A 17,414-nucleotide genomic window follows, 5' to 3' on the forward strand; every position below is an offset into this window, starting at 1 on the left:
TTCGGGAACATGCAGATTCAGATGAGAACACGGAACCCGTGGCTGGCTGAAATTGTACACGAAGTGAAAAGATTCATGAGCCGGCCCGCTCCATCCTCTTTTATTAAATGTCAACTGGTGATGTAGAACTAGACGTCGAGTGGACGGTGGACGACCCGCCGACGACCGACGGTGTCGACTCGACGCGGAGGGAGACTGCCCACCACACGCAACGCCTGTTGGCTCGCTCGTTCGACGCGAGTCGGCGAGCGGAGGATCTTCTCGTCGTCGACGAGATCGGTGACCGGATCAAACTCCTCGATCACCAACTGTCGGCCGCACACCGTGCCGTCACGGGCACGGGTCGTGGGACGTTGTTCGCCGACGAGGTCGGGCTCGGGAAGACGATCGAGGTCGGGATGGTGTTGAAAGAGATGTCGCTGCGCCAGACGCGCGAGAGTTTCCTGGTTCTCACCCCCGCCCAGTTGGCCCCTCAGTGGCAGGCCGAACTACGGGAGAAGTTCGAGCTCGACTTCGTCTGCAACTACGACGATGAGTTCCAGGGGTTCGACGAACACGATCGAATCGTCGCCAGCGTCGACACCGCGAAGACCTCGTCACACTTCGACGACGTCGTGAGCCGACAGTGGGACGTCCTCGTGTTGGACGAGGCTCACTGCGTCCGCAACGACGACACGAAGCGGTACGAACTGCTCGACACCGTCGAGTACCGCGAGGCGTTCTTCGCGACGGCGACGCCGATCCAGAACGACGTGTCGGACCTGTACAACCTCGTCGACCTCGTCAGACCCGGGTTGCTGGGGACCAGACGGGCGTTCGAACAGAAGTTCGTCGCCGACAGCGAACACGCACAGTTGCAGAACGCAGACGAACTCCAACGGCTGTTGAGTCGAGTGATGATCCGTAACCGCCGTGAGGAGACCGACATCAGCTTCACGAACCGCGAGGTGCACACGGACACGTTCGATCCGTCGCCGAGCGAACGCCGTCTGTACCGAGCCGTGACGGAGTACGTCCGCGACAACTACAGCCAGCGTGACGCCAGGCACCTCGTGATGCTCCTCCTCCAGAAAGAGGTCGTCTCGAGTCCGGACGCCGTCCTCGGGACGGTCCGAAAGTGGCTCCGTGGCGACGGCGCCGCGGAGATCGGACCGGGAGAACAGTCCGATCTCGAGGCGATCCGCGAGACCGCAGAGGAGATCGGCGAGACGAGCAAACAACGTCGACTCCGGAACGTCGTCGAACAGATCGACGAGCAGATGGAGATTCCGCGGGCGGTCGTGTTCACACAGTTCCGTCCGACACAAGACGCCATCGCGGACGCGGTCAGCCGACTCGACCAGCCGGTCCACGTCGTCAACGGTGACCTGTCCAGCCAGCAGAAGGACGCCGTCGTCGGCGAGTTCGACGACGAAGGCGGCGTCCTGGTGGCCACAGACTCGATCAGCGAGGGCCGGAACATCCAGTTCTGTAACGTCATGGTCAACTACGATCTGCCGTGGAACCCGATGAAGGTGGAACAACGGATCGGCCGTGTCGACCGAATCGGGCAGGAGCGTAACGTCCACGTGTTCAACCTCGCGCTGTCCGACACGGTCGAAGAGCACGTTCTCGACAAGCTCTACGGGAAGATCGACCTGTTCACCCAGTCGATCGGCGGACTGCGCGACATCCTCTCGAAGATGGAACAGTCCGGCACCGACTTCGAACGGGAGGTGTTCGAACGGCTCCGCGAGGCCGACGACGAGGCCGAACTGGAGAACAACTTCGAGGAGATGGCCGTCGATCTCGAAGAGAATCGCGAGGCCGCAGAGCGGATGGAGGACTTCAACAGCGACGTGTTCGAGACGTTCGAACTCGGAGGTGCGCGTTCGTGAGTTCCGGGACGGCCGACGCCAGAGACACCGGCGACACTGCCCCCGAAGACGGTGACCGAGGCGGCGACACTCACCGACTGGACACGCCGGCGGTTCGGCGACTCGTCGAGTCGGTGATCGTCACGCGTGGCGGAGACGTCGACCGGCGGAGCCAGAACACCTGGGACGTCGAACTACCGCCGGAGTTGTCGGCGTTCCGGACGAACTCGGAGACTGTCGACACGGGCGGTGACGACTCACTCCACCGAATCGCCCGACAGACGACGGACGCCGACGAAGACGCGACCGCCGTAGACGCGACCCTCGTGTTCGACGAGACGAGTGTTGGGGACGGCGAGCTCCCCGTTGCACCGGGGACGCCGTTCTTCCAAGCAGTCCTGGAGGTCGCCCGCGAAGGGGACCCGGTCACACACGTCCGGCTCTACGGGAGTTCGTTCCCACCGGCGACACCCGTCGAACTGGACGCGACGGCGGCGACCGTCGAGCCGGCCGGGTTCCAGTCACACGAGACGCGACGGGCAGTCTCGTTCGCGTTCGAGGTCGCAATCGACGGGGAACGGTCGTACCCACACGAGGAGTTCACGACGCTGGCGTTCGACATCGACACCGGCGACAGCCGGCCTGCGTTGGCCGACCGTCTGACCGCGCACCTCGGTCCCCTCGCGCTCGGCGCAGAGCCTGCCCCCGTCCCCGACGACGCGGACGAGCTGATCGCCGAGTTCTACGAGACGGCCGTCGACGATATTCGAGCGCGACTCGGACCGACGGTGGCGTCACACCGAGCGGAGGCGACGACGGCAGTCGAAGAACGAGTCGAGGAGATTCGGAACCTCTACGAGAGCCGGCGGGAGGAGTTGGGCGACCGGATCGAGACGGCCGAGGCGGAAGTGGAGAAGTGGCGCGACAAACGCCGCCGGGCCCGGAAAGACGAGACCCGCAGCCGGTACAGTTCGAAGCTCGACGACGCGAGACAGGAGTTGGAGGAGGTCGAGGCCGCCGTCGACCGACGCCGGACCGAACTCCGCGAGGAGGAACGGGAGAAGGTACGAGAGGCGCGACAGCGACACGCCGTCGAGGTGTCCGTCTCGACGGCGGGCGTGACACTCGTCACACACGAGACGGGTGAACTGAAGCTGTCGGTGACCGTCGACGGTCGGACCGGTCGGACGAGAGTGCCGTACACGCCAGCGACTGGAGAGTTCGGGACTGTCTCCTGTGAGAGCTGTGACGCGTCGCTCGGCCCGGAGACTCCACCGGCAGTGTGTCCCGACGGCCACGTCGTCTGTGACGACTGTCTCGCCACCTGTGCCGACTGTGACCGCGTCGTCTGTCGGGCCGGCGACAGAGCCGCCGACTGTGCGTACTGTGCGCGACCGACGTGTGTCGACTGCGGTGAGGACTGTCGGGTCTGCGGCCGAGCGACGTGTGAGACGCACCACTCCGCGACAGCCGCCGGAACGACTGCCTGTTCCGTGTGTGAGACGGCGTGTGTCACCTGTGGCGACCACCAGACGACGGCGACGCTCGACGCCTGCGCCGCGGACGGGGCGTTCCACTGCCCGGATCACACGGTCGCGTGTGACGGCTGTCACGACCCGACGTGCCCGGACCACCGTGCCGACTGCGCCGTCTGCGAGTCGACTCGGTGTCCAGCCGACCGTGCAGTATCGGAGGCGGGAGAGACGCTCTGTCCGTCCCACGCCGCCGGCTGCTCGGTCTGTGACGCGATCCACAGACCAAGCGTCGTGACGGACTGTGTCGCCTGCGACGACGGCGTCTGTGCCGAGGCGTCCGTCTGTGACACCTGTGAGGAGCGCATCTGTCCGGACCACGAACGGGAGTGTGTGGACTGCGGCGAGCTCGTCTGTTCCGTCGACGGCGCCCGGTGTACGCACTGCGACGAGACACTGTGCCCGGCGGACACCGTCGAGTGTGACCACTGTGGCGACCCCGTCTGTGCGGCAGACCGGGAGTCCTGCGAGGCGTGTGGTGACACGGTCTGTCCGGCCGACCGATCCAACTGTACTGTCTGCGACCAGGCGCTCTGTGCGGCGGATACGACGGTGTGTATCGACTGCGGTGACTCGCTGTGTGCCGACCACGCTGTCACCTGCGAGGAGTGCGATTGGGTGGTGTGTCCGGACGATCGTTCTAGCTGTAGCGTCTGTGATCGGACACTGTGTACGGGCGATACGGTGGCGTGTGGCGACTGCGGTGACTCGCTGTGCAGCGCCCACTCTACCACCTGCGACGAGTGTGGCTGTGCGGTGTGCCCAGACGACCGGTCTAAATGTAGTGTCTGTGACTGGACTCTGTGTCCCACAGATACGGCGGTGTGCAGCGACTGTGGTGACTCGCTCTGCACCGCTCACGCCTCCGCCTGTGAGGAGTGTGGTGAGATAGTGTGTCCGGACGACCGATCTATCTGCACTACCTGTGAGCAGGCTCTGTGTACGACGCACACGAGGGAGTGCACCGACTGCGGCAACCCGCTGTGTGTTTCCCACGCCACCTCCTGCGAAGAGTGCGGCGAAATCGTCTGTCAGGACGACCGATCCGAGTGCACTGTCTGCGACCAGACGCTGTGTTCCGCAGACACGCTAGTGTGTAGCGACTGTGGTGACTCGCTGTGTGCCGACCACGCCGCTACCTGTGAAAGACACGGTGAAGCAGTGTGTCCGGACGACCGACGTGTCTGTGAGACGTGTGGTGACCTCCTCTGTGGTGACCACTCCGAGGCGTGCAGTGACTGTGGTGACGTTTTCTGTTCCGACCACAGAGCGTACTGTCACGAGTGCGGAGAGCCGGTGTGTAGCGACGACGTGTCGAGGTGCGAAGTCTACGGTGGAGCATTCTGTCCGGCCGACAGCAACGACTGTGTGGTCTGTGGGGTGACACGGTGTGCCAGCCACACAGTCACCGGCTGCGTCTCCGACGACCCACACTGCTCGGAACACGCCGACGACTGTGTCGTCTGCGACCGGTCGGTCGGCACGGACCACCAGACCCCGTGTTCGGAGTGTGGTGACCCGCTCTGTCCGAGAGACGCGAGGTCGTGTGCAGTCTGTGACGCTGCCCTGTGCCCGGACCACCACCGGACGACTGCACTGGACGGGACGCCGTTGTGCCCCGAACACGTGCGAACCGAGACGACACGTGTCCCCTCCGACGGGATCGTCTTGGACGAGCACACGGAGTCCTGTTCCGAGTGTGGCGTGACGAACGCCAAGCGACGACTCGGTGACGACGGCAATCGCTGCCAGACCTGTGAGCGACTGCTCGACGGCGACACGAGGACGGCAGACGAACTCCCGGAGTTCGTCGACGACGAACCCGACGCCGTCGCCGCAAACGACGAGTTCCTCATCGTCCGATCCGTCGGGGTCACGTCTGTCTCGACGGTCGTCTACGACGCGGAGACGGGGGAGGAACACAACGTCGAACGTGGTGGCGTCGTCGCCCGTCTCAAGGAGGTGTTCAGATGAGTCAGACGCTCGATTGGTTCGTTCCCGGGAGTGTCGCCGAGACGGTGCGTGGAGCCCGCGAGGCGGGCGTCTCGGAGGCCAGGCTCGTCCGCGCGCTCGCAGACGAGGAGTTCGACGCCGACGTGGAGCTCGTCGAACAGTTGGTCGAGACAATCGACGTCGCACCACCGACGACGACGGACGCGGCGGCCGTCGACACGGACACACGACGCGAGTCACCGGTCCGTCGCGTCACCGTCGGGGACGTGGAGTACACGACCCGCCGGGAGTTCGCACGTGTCCTCGGCGGGGTGTTGACACGCTACGACGGGACGTTCCAACCAGCCGACCCGGACAGCGACCTCGCAGTCGACCTGTTCTGGCGACGACAGCACAGGACGGTCGGACTCCGCGTCGAGCCGCGAGTCGGCGACGACACTGTCGGCGAAACACCAGTTCGCTCCACCGTCGAAGGTGACACCGATCCGCTCGTCGGTCGCCCGGTGTCCCGCGTCGCGGTCGTGACGAACCGCTCGTTCACCGACGCCGCAGTCGACGCCGCCGACGGCACGGATGTCGAACTCGTCGGACCGGAGACGCTCCGGCGGTGGTTCGGCGACGCTCGTCTGTCACGAGCGGTCGCGGGCGACCTCGTGGAGGCGGCGGGACTGACCAGCGAGCAGTTCGCCGACCTGTTGGACGGTGTCGAACGGGTCCCCGACGTCCGGCAGCCGGAAGACCCACTCTCCGTCGGTGGAACGGCAGCGACCGATCCGACGGTTCCCACGGATCCGACCGCCACTCCGACGGGCGACCCCGACTGGTGGGCGGCCGGGCTCGACCCACACGACGGTGCCGTCACGGCGAACCCATCGGAGAGTGGTGTGCTGTACGACCGAGGCGACGAGATCGAACCGGAGTCGGACGACGCCGGTGCAGTCGACGAGCTTCTCGACGGACTCGGGGGTGAGCCGTCGTGACTGCGTCGTTCGAGCGCCGGTCGACTCGCGTCCCCATCGACGGCGGGGAGTCCGTCGAACTCGACCCTCTCGACCCTTGGCCATCTGCGTACCGTGGGTCGAGGTACAGCCTCGTGACCGAAGGGCAGTTCGACGAGCCACGGCTGAAGTGGGAGCACCGTGGACTGGCCGTGTACGGTGACCCACCCACCGGGCTCGGGCGAGCGATGCTCCTCGCCGGGAAGGACGGTGGGAGAGGGAGCTTCAGGGTGACTGCTCGTGGTGAAGTTCTGACCAAGGTCCACAGCGGTTCGTACGACAACGTCGATCGTGCTCCCGTCTCACACGGGTGGGTTCCGGTGTACCTCGGCCGACTCTCCGGAGCTGTCGATCTCGGGGACGTTCCGACGGACCCCGACGCTCCCGGCGAGGGTGAGGTGTCGGTCTGGACTGGTCCCCCGTTCTCGCACGGCGAGCAGTGGGCCGTCGGAACGGACGGGCGGCTGATCTGGACCTGGGGCGACTACCGATTCGAGTCGGCGTTCGACCATCCCGAACTGATCGACGCGTACGACCAGTACCGGTCGACCCCCGGAGCCGTCTACATCACAGAGGCCGGTCACGCCTGGGTGAACGTCCCGCAAGACGATGTCGAGCCCGGGCGTACCGACGTGATCGAGCGTGCCGTCCACGAGTGGCAGACGACCGCCGAGGAGACGGGCGACGAGACGACACTCAGACTCGTCACCCGACGGCTGCGTGCGACGAGTAGAGACGACGACCCCGCGACCGGCCACCTGCCGATCCACCTCGGACACCTCTCGGGGTTCGACGGCGGGACTCTCCCGCGTGCGGTCGTCGACGACTCGTCGTACTTCGGGGTCGTCGGACGAGACGAGTCCGTCCGTGGGTGAACCCCACGTCGTCGACTCTCCATCCCGTCGGAAATCCGTCGGACCCGTGGTGACAGCTCCCGTCGTCGTTCGTCACTCCAGCCGACGAGCCCCGCCAGTGAGACGGCTGGGCTGGACTTCCGGAACTCGCTCGCCACTGCGCCGCAGACGAGTGACCCGATACACGACGACGGGCCCACCGACTAACTCCCTCACCACACCGTGGGTGACGTTTCACACAGCGTTCACTCCGTGTTCGAAACTGGGGTGTTCATCCGTGCTGCCGTCCTCGGACGACGACGGGAGCCCGAGGGGCGCCGGAGCGCCGTCGACGACTCGTCACGTCGGGGCCAGCCCGCCGACTCGGTGCTCTCGCCCACGACACAGAGCATGTTCCCTCGAGCACACGCCCACGACCGTCTCGTCCGTGCGATGTCCACCGCAGTATCCACCCCGAGAGCTCGCCACGCTGGGGGTGAGTCACGGTGAGCAGCGTCGAGCCGATCACTCCGTCGGCGCTCGCAGAGCGGATGGGGGAGTCTGGTGACGAATGGACCGTCCTGGCGCCCGAGCGTGAGACGCTGGTGAAACTCGCACGGGGCGTCGCCGAACTCGACGACCCGCCGGCGCTGGAGATCGTCGCCGACGGGAAGACACTCCGCGAGACGCTCAGACTGTTCCCGACGAACGCCCGTCTGGGAGACCTCTCCCCCGACCGGCTGTCGCTCTGGGAGGCGGACGTCGAGGCGATGACGACGGAACTGGTCGGGAGCAGCGTGGTCGTGAGCGAACTCCGAACGCCCGGCGAACGCACGTTCGGCGTCTCGACCGACCACGAGTTCGTCGCCGCTCTCGCCGACGAGGCGGCGTCGATCCAGAAGTCGGCCGTCGAGTTCGGCGGACGACTGCCGGGACTGTCGCGCGTCTTCGAGTCGGCCGCGGACCGACTCGGACCAGAGCTGGCGGCAGACCTGGAGACGGCCGTGGCGCTGACGGACGACCCGACACACCCCGACTCGATCCACGCGGTCAGGGTAGCACTGTTGGCCGCCAGCGCACAGGACCTGTTGTTCTACGACGTCACGAGCTGGGTGGAGTCTCGGAACATCGCGTCGAAGGCGACCTGCTCACGGCACCGTGGGCGACTGGAAGACCGGGGCGTGCTCACCTCGTCTTCTGTCGCCGACGGAGGGGGACGCCCACGAAAACGGTGTCACCTCGCCGAACCGTACGCCAGTCGGTACGAGAGGGAGGGGATCGAGCCACTGCTGCAGCAGTGTTGTTTCTGACCCGTCTCCCGTTCGTCCCACCCCGATTTATCACGTTTTCGAGACAGTGTGTTTAATTGCCCCAGCTAAGTGAGACACGGCGGAGTGTTCGAGGTAGACGATGGATCGAGACCACTCGCCTCCGATTGCAGAGCGACTCGCGGCTCGCTTCGACCGGGCCGACGGGCGCTGGACACTGTCGAACCCGACCTTCGACGTCCTCACCGGTGTCGTTCGAGCACTCGAAGCCGCCGCCGATCCGCCGACGATCGACGTTCTCGGCCGGAACGAGGCACTCCGCGAGTTCAGGGACGACTTCGAGGTCGGCTGTCGCGCGTCGGCGTTGATCCGAGACGACCTCCTCAGACTGCGCGTCGCCGAGTGTGACACCCTCTCGATGCTGTTGCTGACACCCACGGAGGCGCAGGTGGTGATCTCCCTGGACGACTACGTCGACCTGTTCACGATCACGGACGACGACTGGGTCGGCGACGTGTCCGACGAGATCACTGCGGAGTTCGAGGCGGCCGAGGCCTACAGCGTCAGGGAGCCGCCGCTCGACGAAGTGTTTCGAACTGCCTCGGAGGAACTGGGTGAGGCGTTCGCCGTCGACTTCGGAGCCGTCTTGGAACACGCCGCCGAGGAGGGGGAACGGGAGCGGTTCCACGCCGTGACGGCGGCGCTGCTCGTCGGCGCCTCCCACGGCCTGCAGAACTACGCGGTCGGCCGGTGGCTGGAGGGCGCGGACGTCGCGTCGACCGCGAGCGCCTCTCGGTACAAGACCGCTCTCGAAGAGCGAGGGGTGATCACGACGGAGAAAGTCGAAGTCGGGCTCGGGCGGCCTCGACAGCGACTCCTCCTCACCGAGACGGCCGAACAGTCCGTCGCGGACACGTCCCTCGAACGCTTCGTGTTCGAGGCGTTCGACGACTGAACGACTCGGTCGGGCTCGTTCCGTCGGATGCCACTGTCTCGGTCGGGCTCGTTCCGTCGGATGCCACTGTCTCGGTCGGGCTCGTTCCGTCGGATGCCACTGTCTCGGTCGGGCTCGTTCCGTCGGATGCCACTGTCTCGGTCGGGCTCGTTCCGTCGGATGCCACCGTCCCGGCGCAATCCACCGACGCGTGGCGTTGGCCGGAGGGTCGGTCGTCGAACGGCGGGAACGCGTCGAGCGACGCGAGGGTGTCACGCCGAGAGAACGGTGCGGACCCAGTCTGGCGGGTCGGCCGGGTCGGGGACGTCGATGTCGTCGCCGATCCGGAGCTGTCGGCTGGGGCGACCGGAGGAGCCGTCGTTGAGCGGGAGCGTGTCGATCAGGCCCTCGTCGTCGCGGAGCCGTTCGAGTCGTCGTTCGACTGTCCCACGACTCATGATGTCCAGCGTCTCCACGAGGTCGATCACCGCCCGGACGGACGTGTTCGAGACGGCCCCCGCCCAGAGCGCGAGACAGACCACGTCGACCTCCCAGTCGCCACGGGCACGACTCCGGTCTAACTCCGTCTCGACGACGCTCCGTGACCGTGCTCCGAGTCGGCGTTCCGTCTCCGAGAGGAGCCGTCCGTGGGGTGGGGTGTCGAAGCGTGCCTCCACGCCCGACTCCCACAGCGTGGCGTACCGGTCGTGTGCGCCACCGGGACTCGTGAGCCCGAGCGACTCCGGGAGGTCGGTGTCCACCACGGTGGTCTCGCTCGGAACCGAGACGACCGTCGCGGACGTCGGCGCAGACCGGATCGCACACCCCTCGCGGTCGTCGACGGCGGCGAGAAACGGGTGGCGAGACTGGGGGAGATTCTCGACAGCCCGCTGTGGGATCACGACCGACAGCGGGGTCGGCAGAGGAGCCTCCCTGGCGACGCCGAGGAACGACTCGACGACGCCCGACTCCGGGAGCGTCATCACGACCGGCGACTCCGCGACCGAGAGTCGGTACCGGTCGAGGAGCGTCCGAAGTACCTCGTCCGTCGGCCCGGAGAGCTGTCTCGACACACTGCCGAGGTATCCTCTCGAATATGATTAATTTTCTGATTTAGGGAGCAACCAGATCCACGACGAGTCGACTGTCTCGGAGTGCCTCGGCGTCGGTCGCTCGGCACCCTCTGGACGTCCGTTCGGTTTCGAACGACACTCTGGGGATGTACTCGACACGGTGATTCGCCACGAGTCACGCGAACACTCCGGCGGCGGCCCTCCCCGCCCGTCGTCCTGTCCACCACGGGAGGCGTCGCCCGACGCTGGACGGAACCGGCTCCGGGTCGTCGTCGGGCCGATGCCGCCGCGAGACGCACGACGACGAGTCCGTCGCCTCGACGGCCCACTGGACGTGTCCGGAGCGGTACGTCGCTCTCGACGGCACCGAGAACGACTCGGCGGACGCGCGGTGAGTGTCGATCGAGCGTGCACACCCGGTCGTCGGGCGGCTACTCGACCGGTTCCGGCGGAGCGCCGTCGACGTCGGCGTGGTCGAACGCGAGCCGCAGCCCGGCGTCGGCCGCGCGGTCGTACCGCTCGTACAGCTCCGGCGTCAGCTCGGCGTCGACGGGCAACACCGGCCCGTCCGGGTCGGGCACCCACTCGAACAACGAGCCGGACAGCGAGACCGTCAGCCCGGTGTTCGACAGCGTCCGCTCGACGGGCTCGCCGAACGATACGGGCGCCTGGCCCGAGGGCACCCCGACCACGTCGGCACCGAGCGTGGACAGCCCCGCCACGCCCGCGAACGCGGAGCTCATCGTCGACGCCGAGACGGCGACGACCACCTGTGGGGGCTCGTAGATCGTCTCGCGGCCCTCGTCGAGCAACTGCGCCGCCGTCTCCGACTCCCGCAGTCGTTCGAGCCCCACCTCGACGGGGTCCGCCGACGCAGGCAGATCGAGGTACTCCGAGAGGTCGTACTCGTCTACCAACTCGGTCTCCAGCGGGGAGTCGTCGCCGAAGCGGTCGCGGTGGGCGTCCGTCCGGCGCTTCGCCGTCGTGACGGAACGAACGGCGGTCCCGAGCCCCTCGGGGCCGAACAGGGCGTGCGCGAGCGTGGTGGCGTACCGAGAGGAGCCGCCGGGGTTGTCCCGGAGGTCGACGATCAGCGTCTCCGTGTCTGCCGCCTGCATCGCCGCCGTCGCGTCGTGGATCGTCTCGGCCATCGACGGCAGTGCGGCGATCGCCTCCTCGGGGTCGTCCGGCGGCTCTCCCCCCACCTGTCGCTTGTAGGCGTGTCGAGCCCACTGCTCGATCTCACCGGCGCCGTGTGCCAGCACGATCTCCAACGCTTCCCTGTAGGCTTGGAGCCGACCGGGGACGAACACCGCCGCGTCGCCGTCGGCGTACAGTCGGAAGCGTGGACCACTCCCCTCGGGGTGTGCGACCGACGGCGTGGTCGACGCGACCGACTCCCCCGGCGGTCGGGCTTCGATCGTCACCGTCTCCTCGCCGGCGTCGGTCTCGAACGTGATCGACAGCTCCGTCTGTGGCTCGTCACGCTCCAGCAGCCGGGCAGCGTGGGCTGGCCGCCGGAGCCGCCACGAGACGCCGGCGAGAGCGCCGTAGTCGTTCTCGGCGCCGTAGTACCGGCGGAGCCGGTCGGCGAGCGTCGCCGTCGTGACGCCCTCGACGGCGACGAGTCGGTGCCCGACGAACGGTTCGAGCCGCTCGTCGGTGACGGACTCGACGAACAACGCCTCACCGATCACCCGGAGCGAGAGGGGGAACCGCTCCGGCTCGCTCTCGCCGCCGTCGGCCGTCTGGCCGTCCGACTCGTCGCTCGTCTCGGTGGCGGGCTCCGGGGGGTGGACCCGCGAGTGTGCGTCGCGGAGTCCGGCGACCAGCGGCGCGATCCGGCGGAACGCCTCCTCCGGCGACGCCGACTCGGGGAGGTCCCGGACGGTCTCTTCTGCCCTCGCGCGGAACGCGACGCGACTGTCGTAGCCGACGAACGGGTCGACGTGGTGGCGATCGATCTCGTCGACGAGCTCCCGAACGTCTTCCGTCAGTGCCTCCCGGTCGAACTGCTCGCGTGTCTGCACACCGTCACTCGCAGCGCCGTCCGGATTAAGTGGTGCCGCAGTGTTGCAGTGACTCCGACCCGTCGACTCGCTGCCGACCCTCCGACAGCTACCGACCTCGTGGTCGGGCGTTCCGCAGAGTGCGACGAGGAACCGGCAGTCGTCCAGCCCGGTGGACTTCCCGGGCACTCTGTCGTCTCCTTCCGCCAGGCTCACGCTTCTCGTACGTACACCAACCTGTACGCGGCGGACGCGACGACGGGAGACGAGGAGCGGGCCTTCGAGACTGACAACGATGTCGGCTCGCAGCCGGCAGTGAAGGACGACACGGTGTACGTCGGGAACAACGACGACAATCTGTACGTGGTGGAGACAGACGGCACCGAGCCGGACACGGCTCGGGGCATTCCCAGTAGCTCCGGTGCTGGCGAGGGAACGTCGAGTGTCGGTGGTCCCGGCTTCGGGACAGCCGTCGGCGTGGCTGGCGTCGGTGGAGTCGTGTTCGTGCCGCGCGACGACGAGGAGTGACAGACACACCATCCCCCGTACAGACGGGCTTGACATCCTCCCACCCCTGAAGGGGTGGGATTCCTCCGGTGGGGATGTTCGCTATCGGCCCACGGAGGCAACTTTCCCGTCGCTGGTACTCCGATTTGTGCGCTCCTCGTTGGGACTTGCCCTCTCGGGAGAGCGTGATAGCTCCGACCAGTTGTGGTCGTCCCACTTGAGGCGCACGGCCCGTGCCATCGACCCTGTCTCGAACTCTCTGCCAGTCTCTCGGCTCAAGAACGTCCGTGACGCGTCCAGATCTGCATGGCCCTCGTAACCACACGAGCACCGGAACACGTCGCCACGACGCTCTGTCTCCATTTGCTCACCACACTCGACACACGTCGCCGTGGTGAACGCTTCAGACCGAACCTCAACCGTGATCCCGTACTCTTCAGCGGTTGTGGCAAGCCGATCAACGAACGACCGAAACGCCCAGAACTCGTGCGTCTTCTCGTTCACTTCTGGGTGCCAGTGCGTCTCGAGGACATCGGTGAGATCGCCCACGTACACCGTCGCCACACCTTCCTCGTAGAGTCGCTCTACAAGATCACGGACAAGCGCATCCTGTGCGTGGTCACGTCGACGTGTCCGTTTCCGGTACAGTCGACGAATCCGCTGGCTGCTGTATCGTCCCTCGCGGAGTTTCGACTGTAACCGGGCGATCTCTTCGGTCGTCTCGTGGAAGTCGGCGAACAAGTCGCGTCCCTCGTACAGGTACTGTTGGCCAGTCGTAGTCGTACAGGCGACGAGATTGTTCGCGCCCACGTCCAGAGCAGCCGATTCCTCGGCTAATGGTGAATCCTGTCGAGAACCAGGCACAGTGACAGGCTGAAAGGCTCTGAACGTGTCGTCGATGTCGTTGTACTGGATCTCCAGTTGGCCTTGCTCACCGTCCCACTTCGGGTCGCCAACAACTTCCAAGCGGAGCCGTTCGTAATAGCCAAGTCCGTATTTGTCCTTCAGATCTTGGCCGACCGGGATTTCAACCCGTGATCTTTCTCCGGTTTCCAGCGTGTACTGGTCGTTGCGGATGAGTGTCTGGAGTTCGCGTCCGTTGTCCTCGTTGCCCCAGTACCCGGGAGGTGACGCGTCTTCCCCGTCTTCACGTAGGGCGAAGAACGACTGCCAGGCAGATTTGTTCTTCCTGATGATCTGTTGAGCAGTCGCGGAGCCAAGGACGCCGACGCACTGTTTCCGGTAATCGGCAGTGTCCCAGACGGACTCGCCGTCGAAGAAGTTCTGGCGACGTTCGTAGGTGAGTTCGTTCCAGAGACTGGCGGAGGCGTCCAGCAGCTCGCGGAGCAGTCGCTCGTCGGCATCGGTGAGCGGTCTGACCGCGAACGTGTTGGTTCGCCTCACGACAACAGGCTCTTACCGTTTGGTGACTAAAGGTCTTTTAGACGATGAGACCAAATATCGACATCACCCACGCGCTGGCGGGGCGAGTGAAAGACTACAAGGAAGAAAGCGATGCAGAGAGTCTGACAGAGGCGTACCGCGAAGTGATTGAGGCTGGGTTAGAGGCGGTGGAACATCCAGACGAGTCGTAGCACACTCACGGGTTGATCTGATTGTCGCTCAGACCCACCGCTAAAGGGGTGGGCTTCCGCTTGTTACGTGTCACTCGGTTGACTCGCTCTCGACGTCCAGGAACTCACCGAAGGGGTCGTCCGTCTCGAGATAGACGAGTGCGACGCCAGATGGGGTGTCTCGAAACGTGGCGGTCAGTTCGTACTCGTAGTAACGCCGGCACGATGGGCAGTCGGCTCGGTCCACCGGGTAGATCTCGATGTCCACCTTCTCGTTGTTCGGTCGCCTGTTGGTACCGAGCCCGAGCGGTCCACACTCCTCGGTCTTGGCGTACGTCCCCTCGACGTGGAGTTGATTCGTCGCAGTGTCGTACGACAGCGAGGCGTCGTGTTGCCTGTCCCCGCAGCCACGCTCCGTGATCGTGAGTCGGTGGTCCGTCAGAACGGACGGAGACTCGGGCTCGTCACTCGCCAGACACCCGCCAGTGAGGAACGGACCGCTGCACAGTGCTGCGAGGTAGGCTCGGCGCTTTACCATTGTGAAAATAAATTATAAAGAGTTACTCTCGGTTCACCGCTGTGCTGGCTTCGGTTCCAGTGCGAAGGTGTGAACGGGGAGATCTTCGACCACGTGTGTCACCCGCTTCCGCTCTCCGTCGACGACGATGGGCTGTGGCTCTTCGAGCTCGCGAACACCGTACTTTTCGGCCGTCTCGGCGCTCATCTCGTCCGGGGTCGGGATGTCCGACTTGGAGCTGAGATCACTGTCCAAGTACTCTTGCAGGGCGTCACGAGAGACGTACGCCGAACTGCCGTCCCCGGAGCTAGTCTTCGAGGGAGGCTGTCGGGGGGAGATGAAGTTGTACCCCTCGTCGTCACCGTTCTGATCTGGACCAATCGTAGCGAGGAACGAGATAGCAACCTCGGCGTTCACCTGCGCAGTCACCTCGATGTTGCCGTACTCGCTGCCATCGGTTATAGCTTGGAACTTCGCCTGGTGTGCCACCTCTTCCTTCTCGTCGAAGTCGTAGTCCCACTGGTAGCTCACACAGGTGCTCGACTCCGGACACTCCTCTGTCCCGATGTTCTTCATGCTGCCGATGATCGACGCACCAGCCGTCACTACCCCGATTTTAGCGCTGAGTAGTCCGGCAGTCGACTTTATAGCAGTACTGAAGAACTTCTGGATGTCGTCGTTCGTCTCTGCCGGGATGGCACCGACATACTCACTGTCGACCGGTCGGCCGTCCAGCACCGCGTTCGATCCGAGCCTCTCTGCTCTCATCGAGTGGTTCCGAATGTTCGGCCGGAGGGCCTCGTCCTGCGTGTGGTACGCAGCCCCCTGCGTGTTCAGTCCGAAGTTGTGAAGATACGTGCCGTCGTCGAGATACGGAGACCCGAGGTGCGTCAGGGTCGACGCCATCGACATCTTGACGTAGTTGTCGTACACCGCGTTCTTAGTGTACCTGATAGTCGTGGCCTCACTGTCCCCCTCGATCTTGTCGTAGGGGTAGTCGGCGGCTGCCACGTTGTCGGTGGCGGTGCCTACGACCGAGGCACCTACGGCACTCAGGCCGACTGCTTGGAGTACGCTACGACGACTGACGTTGTCCGTGTTTTTGTCGGACGCATGCCTGTAGTACGCAGCTTTTGTATTGAATGTTTCTCAGGTACTCTAGAGCTCAAACACTCAGAAAGATATTCAAGTCTCAACTAATCCAAGGTTTTAATAGAGCGTGACTCACGCAATGAGTATCTAGACAATCGTTTTTGATCTGCACTGCGATCGACACAGGCGATTAGCAAACGGGCTCCTCTCGAGGTGCCTCCCACACTCGCAACCACACGGTACCACTGAGGTGACTCGAACGGTGCCAGGGTCATCTGTATCTGCGTCCAGGCTCGTAGTTCGAACACGGCCTCCTGCCGTGTCTCAGATTTACCCGTCCGACGAACTCGACAGACAATCTACCTGTGACTGAACACGCCTGTCACAACAGCGCCGCGCGGACCCAGTCCGGGGGACTCGTCGGGTCGGCGACACCCAGGTCGTCGGGGACGGACAGTTGCCGCTCCGGACGGCCGCGTTCGCCGTCGTTGATCGTCGGTGTGGCGACGAGTTCCTCGTCTTCCAACACGTCCAGCCGGCGCTCGAACAGTTGGCGACTCCCGAGGCCCATCCGCTCGATGACCGTCTTCACACGGGAGACCCGGGCGCCCTCGGCGGCACCGCTCCACAGGAGGAGCTTCACGGGGTCGATTCCCGGCGGGCCGCGGCGGCGGGCGGGCCCGCGTCGGATCTCGTTGGTGACAGCCGTCGCGGCGGTGTCCCCCACGGTCTCGCGCGTCTCGGCGACGAGCTGGGAACGCGGGGGGGCGTCGAGCCGCAGGCGCTCGCCCAGCGCCCACCGCTGGGCGACCGGTCGCTCGCCGTCGAGGCGGCTGGCGACCGCCGTCGACGGGAGTGTCGTCGTGTCGAGCGCGTACGCTCGCTCCGTGCCGACGACGAGCGCGTCCGTCGTCCGGGCGGACCGTAGCCCGAGCCGGCCCTCGTACCGGTGGTCCGCGGCGACCGTCTGTGTCCGCCAGTCCAGTCGGCCGTCCTCGTCTTCCGCGAGCAACACCCGGGCGCTGGCGTCGCCGACCCGGTCCAGCGCACGACAGAACGGCAGACAGAGCCCCGCCGACGGGAGCGTGGCGATCGGATCGTCCAACTCCCGTAGTGCCGCTTCGAAGAGTTTCGTCGGCTTCCCCCTGATGGAATCCATCCTGTTGGGGCGTAATGTCCCGCCCCGTCAAGTAATTTTCCCACGACAGAGGTAGAACGTGGTCTAACTCCGAGGTGGTATTTCTCTCCGGCGGCAGAATCAGCCGCCG

14 protein-coding genes are annotated in these 17,414 nt (G+C 65.4%); 8 read left to right on the forward strand and 6 right to left on the reverse strand.

The genetic code is table 11. The features are described 5' to 3' along the window. Window positions 1–107: 107 nt before the first annotated feature. From RYH79_RS16365 to RYH79_RS16390, 6 genes are all read left to right on the forward strand, one after another. Window positions 108–1,877 (forward strand): DEAD/DEAH box helicase, encoded by a 1,770-nt coding sequence (locus RYH79_RS16365; RefSeq protein ID WP_370901302.1) that lies wholly within the window; start codon window positions 108–110, stop codon window positions 1,875–1,877. Beyond that, window positions 1,874–5,362 carry a hypothetical protein gene (locus RYH79_RS16370; protein ID WP_370901304.1) on the forward strand — a complete coding sequence of 1,163 codons (3,489 nt, stop codon included), beginning with the start codon at window positions 1,874–1,876 and terminating at the stop codon, window positions 5,360–5,362. The genes RYH79_RS16365 and RYH79_RS16370 overlap by 4 nt, the downstream gene beginning before the upstream one ends. Further along, window positions 5,359–6,321, forward strand: a complete 963-nt coding sequence (locus RYH79_RS16375) for a hypothetical protein (protein WP_370901306.1) — start codon at window positions 5,359–5,361, stop codon at window positions 6,319–6,321. Before RYH79_RS16370 ends, RYH79_RS16375 begins: the two co-directional genes overlap by 4 nt. Further along, window positions 6,318–7,214, forward strand: a complete 897-nt coding sequence (locus RYH79_RS16380) for a hypothetical protein (RefSeq protein ID WP_370901308.1) — start codon at window positions 6,318–6,320, stop codon at window positions 7,212–7,214. Before RYH79_RS16375 ends, RYH79_RS16380 begins: the two co-directional genes overlap by 4 nt. A 464-nt stretch (window positions 7,215–7,678) precedes the next feature. After that, window positions 7,679–8,482, forward strand: coding sequence for a transcriptional regulator TbsP domain-containing protein (locus tag RYH79_RS16385; RefSeq protein WP_370901310.1), 804 nt, complete (start codon window positions 7,679–7,681; stop codon window positions 8,480–8,482). Window positions 8,483–8,582: 100 nt separating this feature from the next. Next, a complete protein-coding gene (locus RYH79_RS16390) occupies window positions 8,583–9,395 on the forward strand; it encodes a transcriptional regulator TbsP domain-containing protein (RefSeq protein WP_370901312.1) in 813 nt (270 codons plus the stop codon). 251 nt (window positions 9,396–9,646) lie between these two features. On the opposite strand, the gene RYH79_RS16395 is transcribed toward RYH79_RS16390, so the two are convergent. Continuing rightward, entirely contained in the window at window positions 9,647–10,447 is an 801-nt protein-coding gene (locus tag RYH79_RS16395) for a transcriptional regulator TbsP domain-containing protein (protein ID WP_370901314.1), read from the reverse strand. Window positions 10,448–10,878: 431 nt separating this feature from the next. Beyond that, entirely contained in the window at window positions 10,879–12,477 is a 1,599-nt protein-coding gene (locus tag RYH79_RS16400; RefSeq protein WP_370901316.1) for a S41 family peptidase, read from the reverse strand. A gap of 99 nt (window positions 12,478–12,576) precedes the next feature. On the opposite strand from RYH79_RS16400, the gene RYH79_RS16405 reads away from it, so the two are divergent. Next, complete coding sequence (locus RYH79_RS16405) at window positions 12,577–12,984, forward strand: PQQ-binding-like beta-propeller repeat protein (protein WP_370901318.1); 408 nt, start codon at window positions 12,577–12,579, stop codon at window positions 12,982–12,984. 81 nt (window positions 12,985–13,065) lie between these two features. On the opposite strand, the gene RYH79_RS16410 is transcribed toward RYH79_RS16405, so the two are convergent. Next, window positions 13,066–14,367 carry an RNA-guided endonuclease InsQ/TnpB family protein gene (locus RYH79_RS16410; protein ID WP_370901320.1) on the reverse strand — a complete coding sequence of 434 codons (1,302 nt, stop codon included), beginning with the start codon at window positions 14,365–14,367 and terminating at the stop codon, window positions 13,066–13,068. A gap of 44 nt (window positions 14,368–14,411) precedes the next feature. On the opposite strand from RYH79_RS16410, the gene RYH79_RS16415 reads away from it, so the two are divergent. Continuing rightward, window positions 14,412–14,558, forward strand: a complete 147-nt coding sequence (locus RYH79_RS16415) for a hypothetical protein (RefSeq protein WP_370901322.1) — start codon at window positions 14,412–14,414, stop codon at window positions 14,556–14,558. 70 nt (window positions 14,559–14,628) lie between these two features. On the opposite strand, the gene RYH79_RS16420 is transcribed toward RYH79_RS16415, so the two are convergent. From RYH79_RS16420 to RYH79_RS16430, 3 genes are all read right to left on the reverse strand, one after another. Further along, entirely contained in the window at window positions 14,629–15,075 is a 447-nt protein-coding gene (locus tag RYH79_RS16420; RefSeq protein ID WP_370901324.1) for a hypothetical protein, read from the reverse strand. A gap of 33 nt (window positions 15,076–15,108) precedes the next feature. After that, window positions 15,109–16,065, reverse strand: a complete 957-nt coding sequence (locus RYH79_RS16425; RefSeq protein WP_370901326.1) for a hypothetical protein — start codon at window positions 16,063–16,065, stop codon at window positions 15,109–15,111. Between the two features lie 463 nt (window positions 16,066–16,528). Beyond that, window positions 16,529–17,305 carry a transcriptional regulator TbsP domain-containing protein gene (locus tag RYH79_RS16430; RefSeq protein ID WP_370901328.1) on the reverse strand — a complete coding sequence of 259 codons (777 nt, stop codon included), beginning with the start codon at window positions 17,303–17,305 and terminating at the stop codon, window positions 16,529–16,531. Between the last annotated feature and the right edge of the window lie 109 nt (window positions 17,306–17,414).

This window comes from Halobaculum sp. MBLA0143, from assembly GCF_041361465.1.
Lineage (GTDB): Archaea > Halobacteriota > Halobacteria > Halobacteriales > Haloferacaceae > JAHENP01.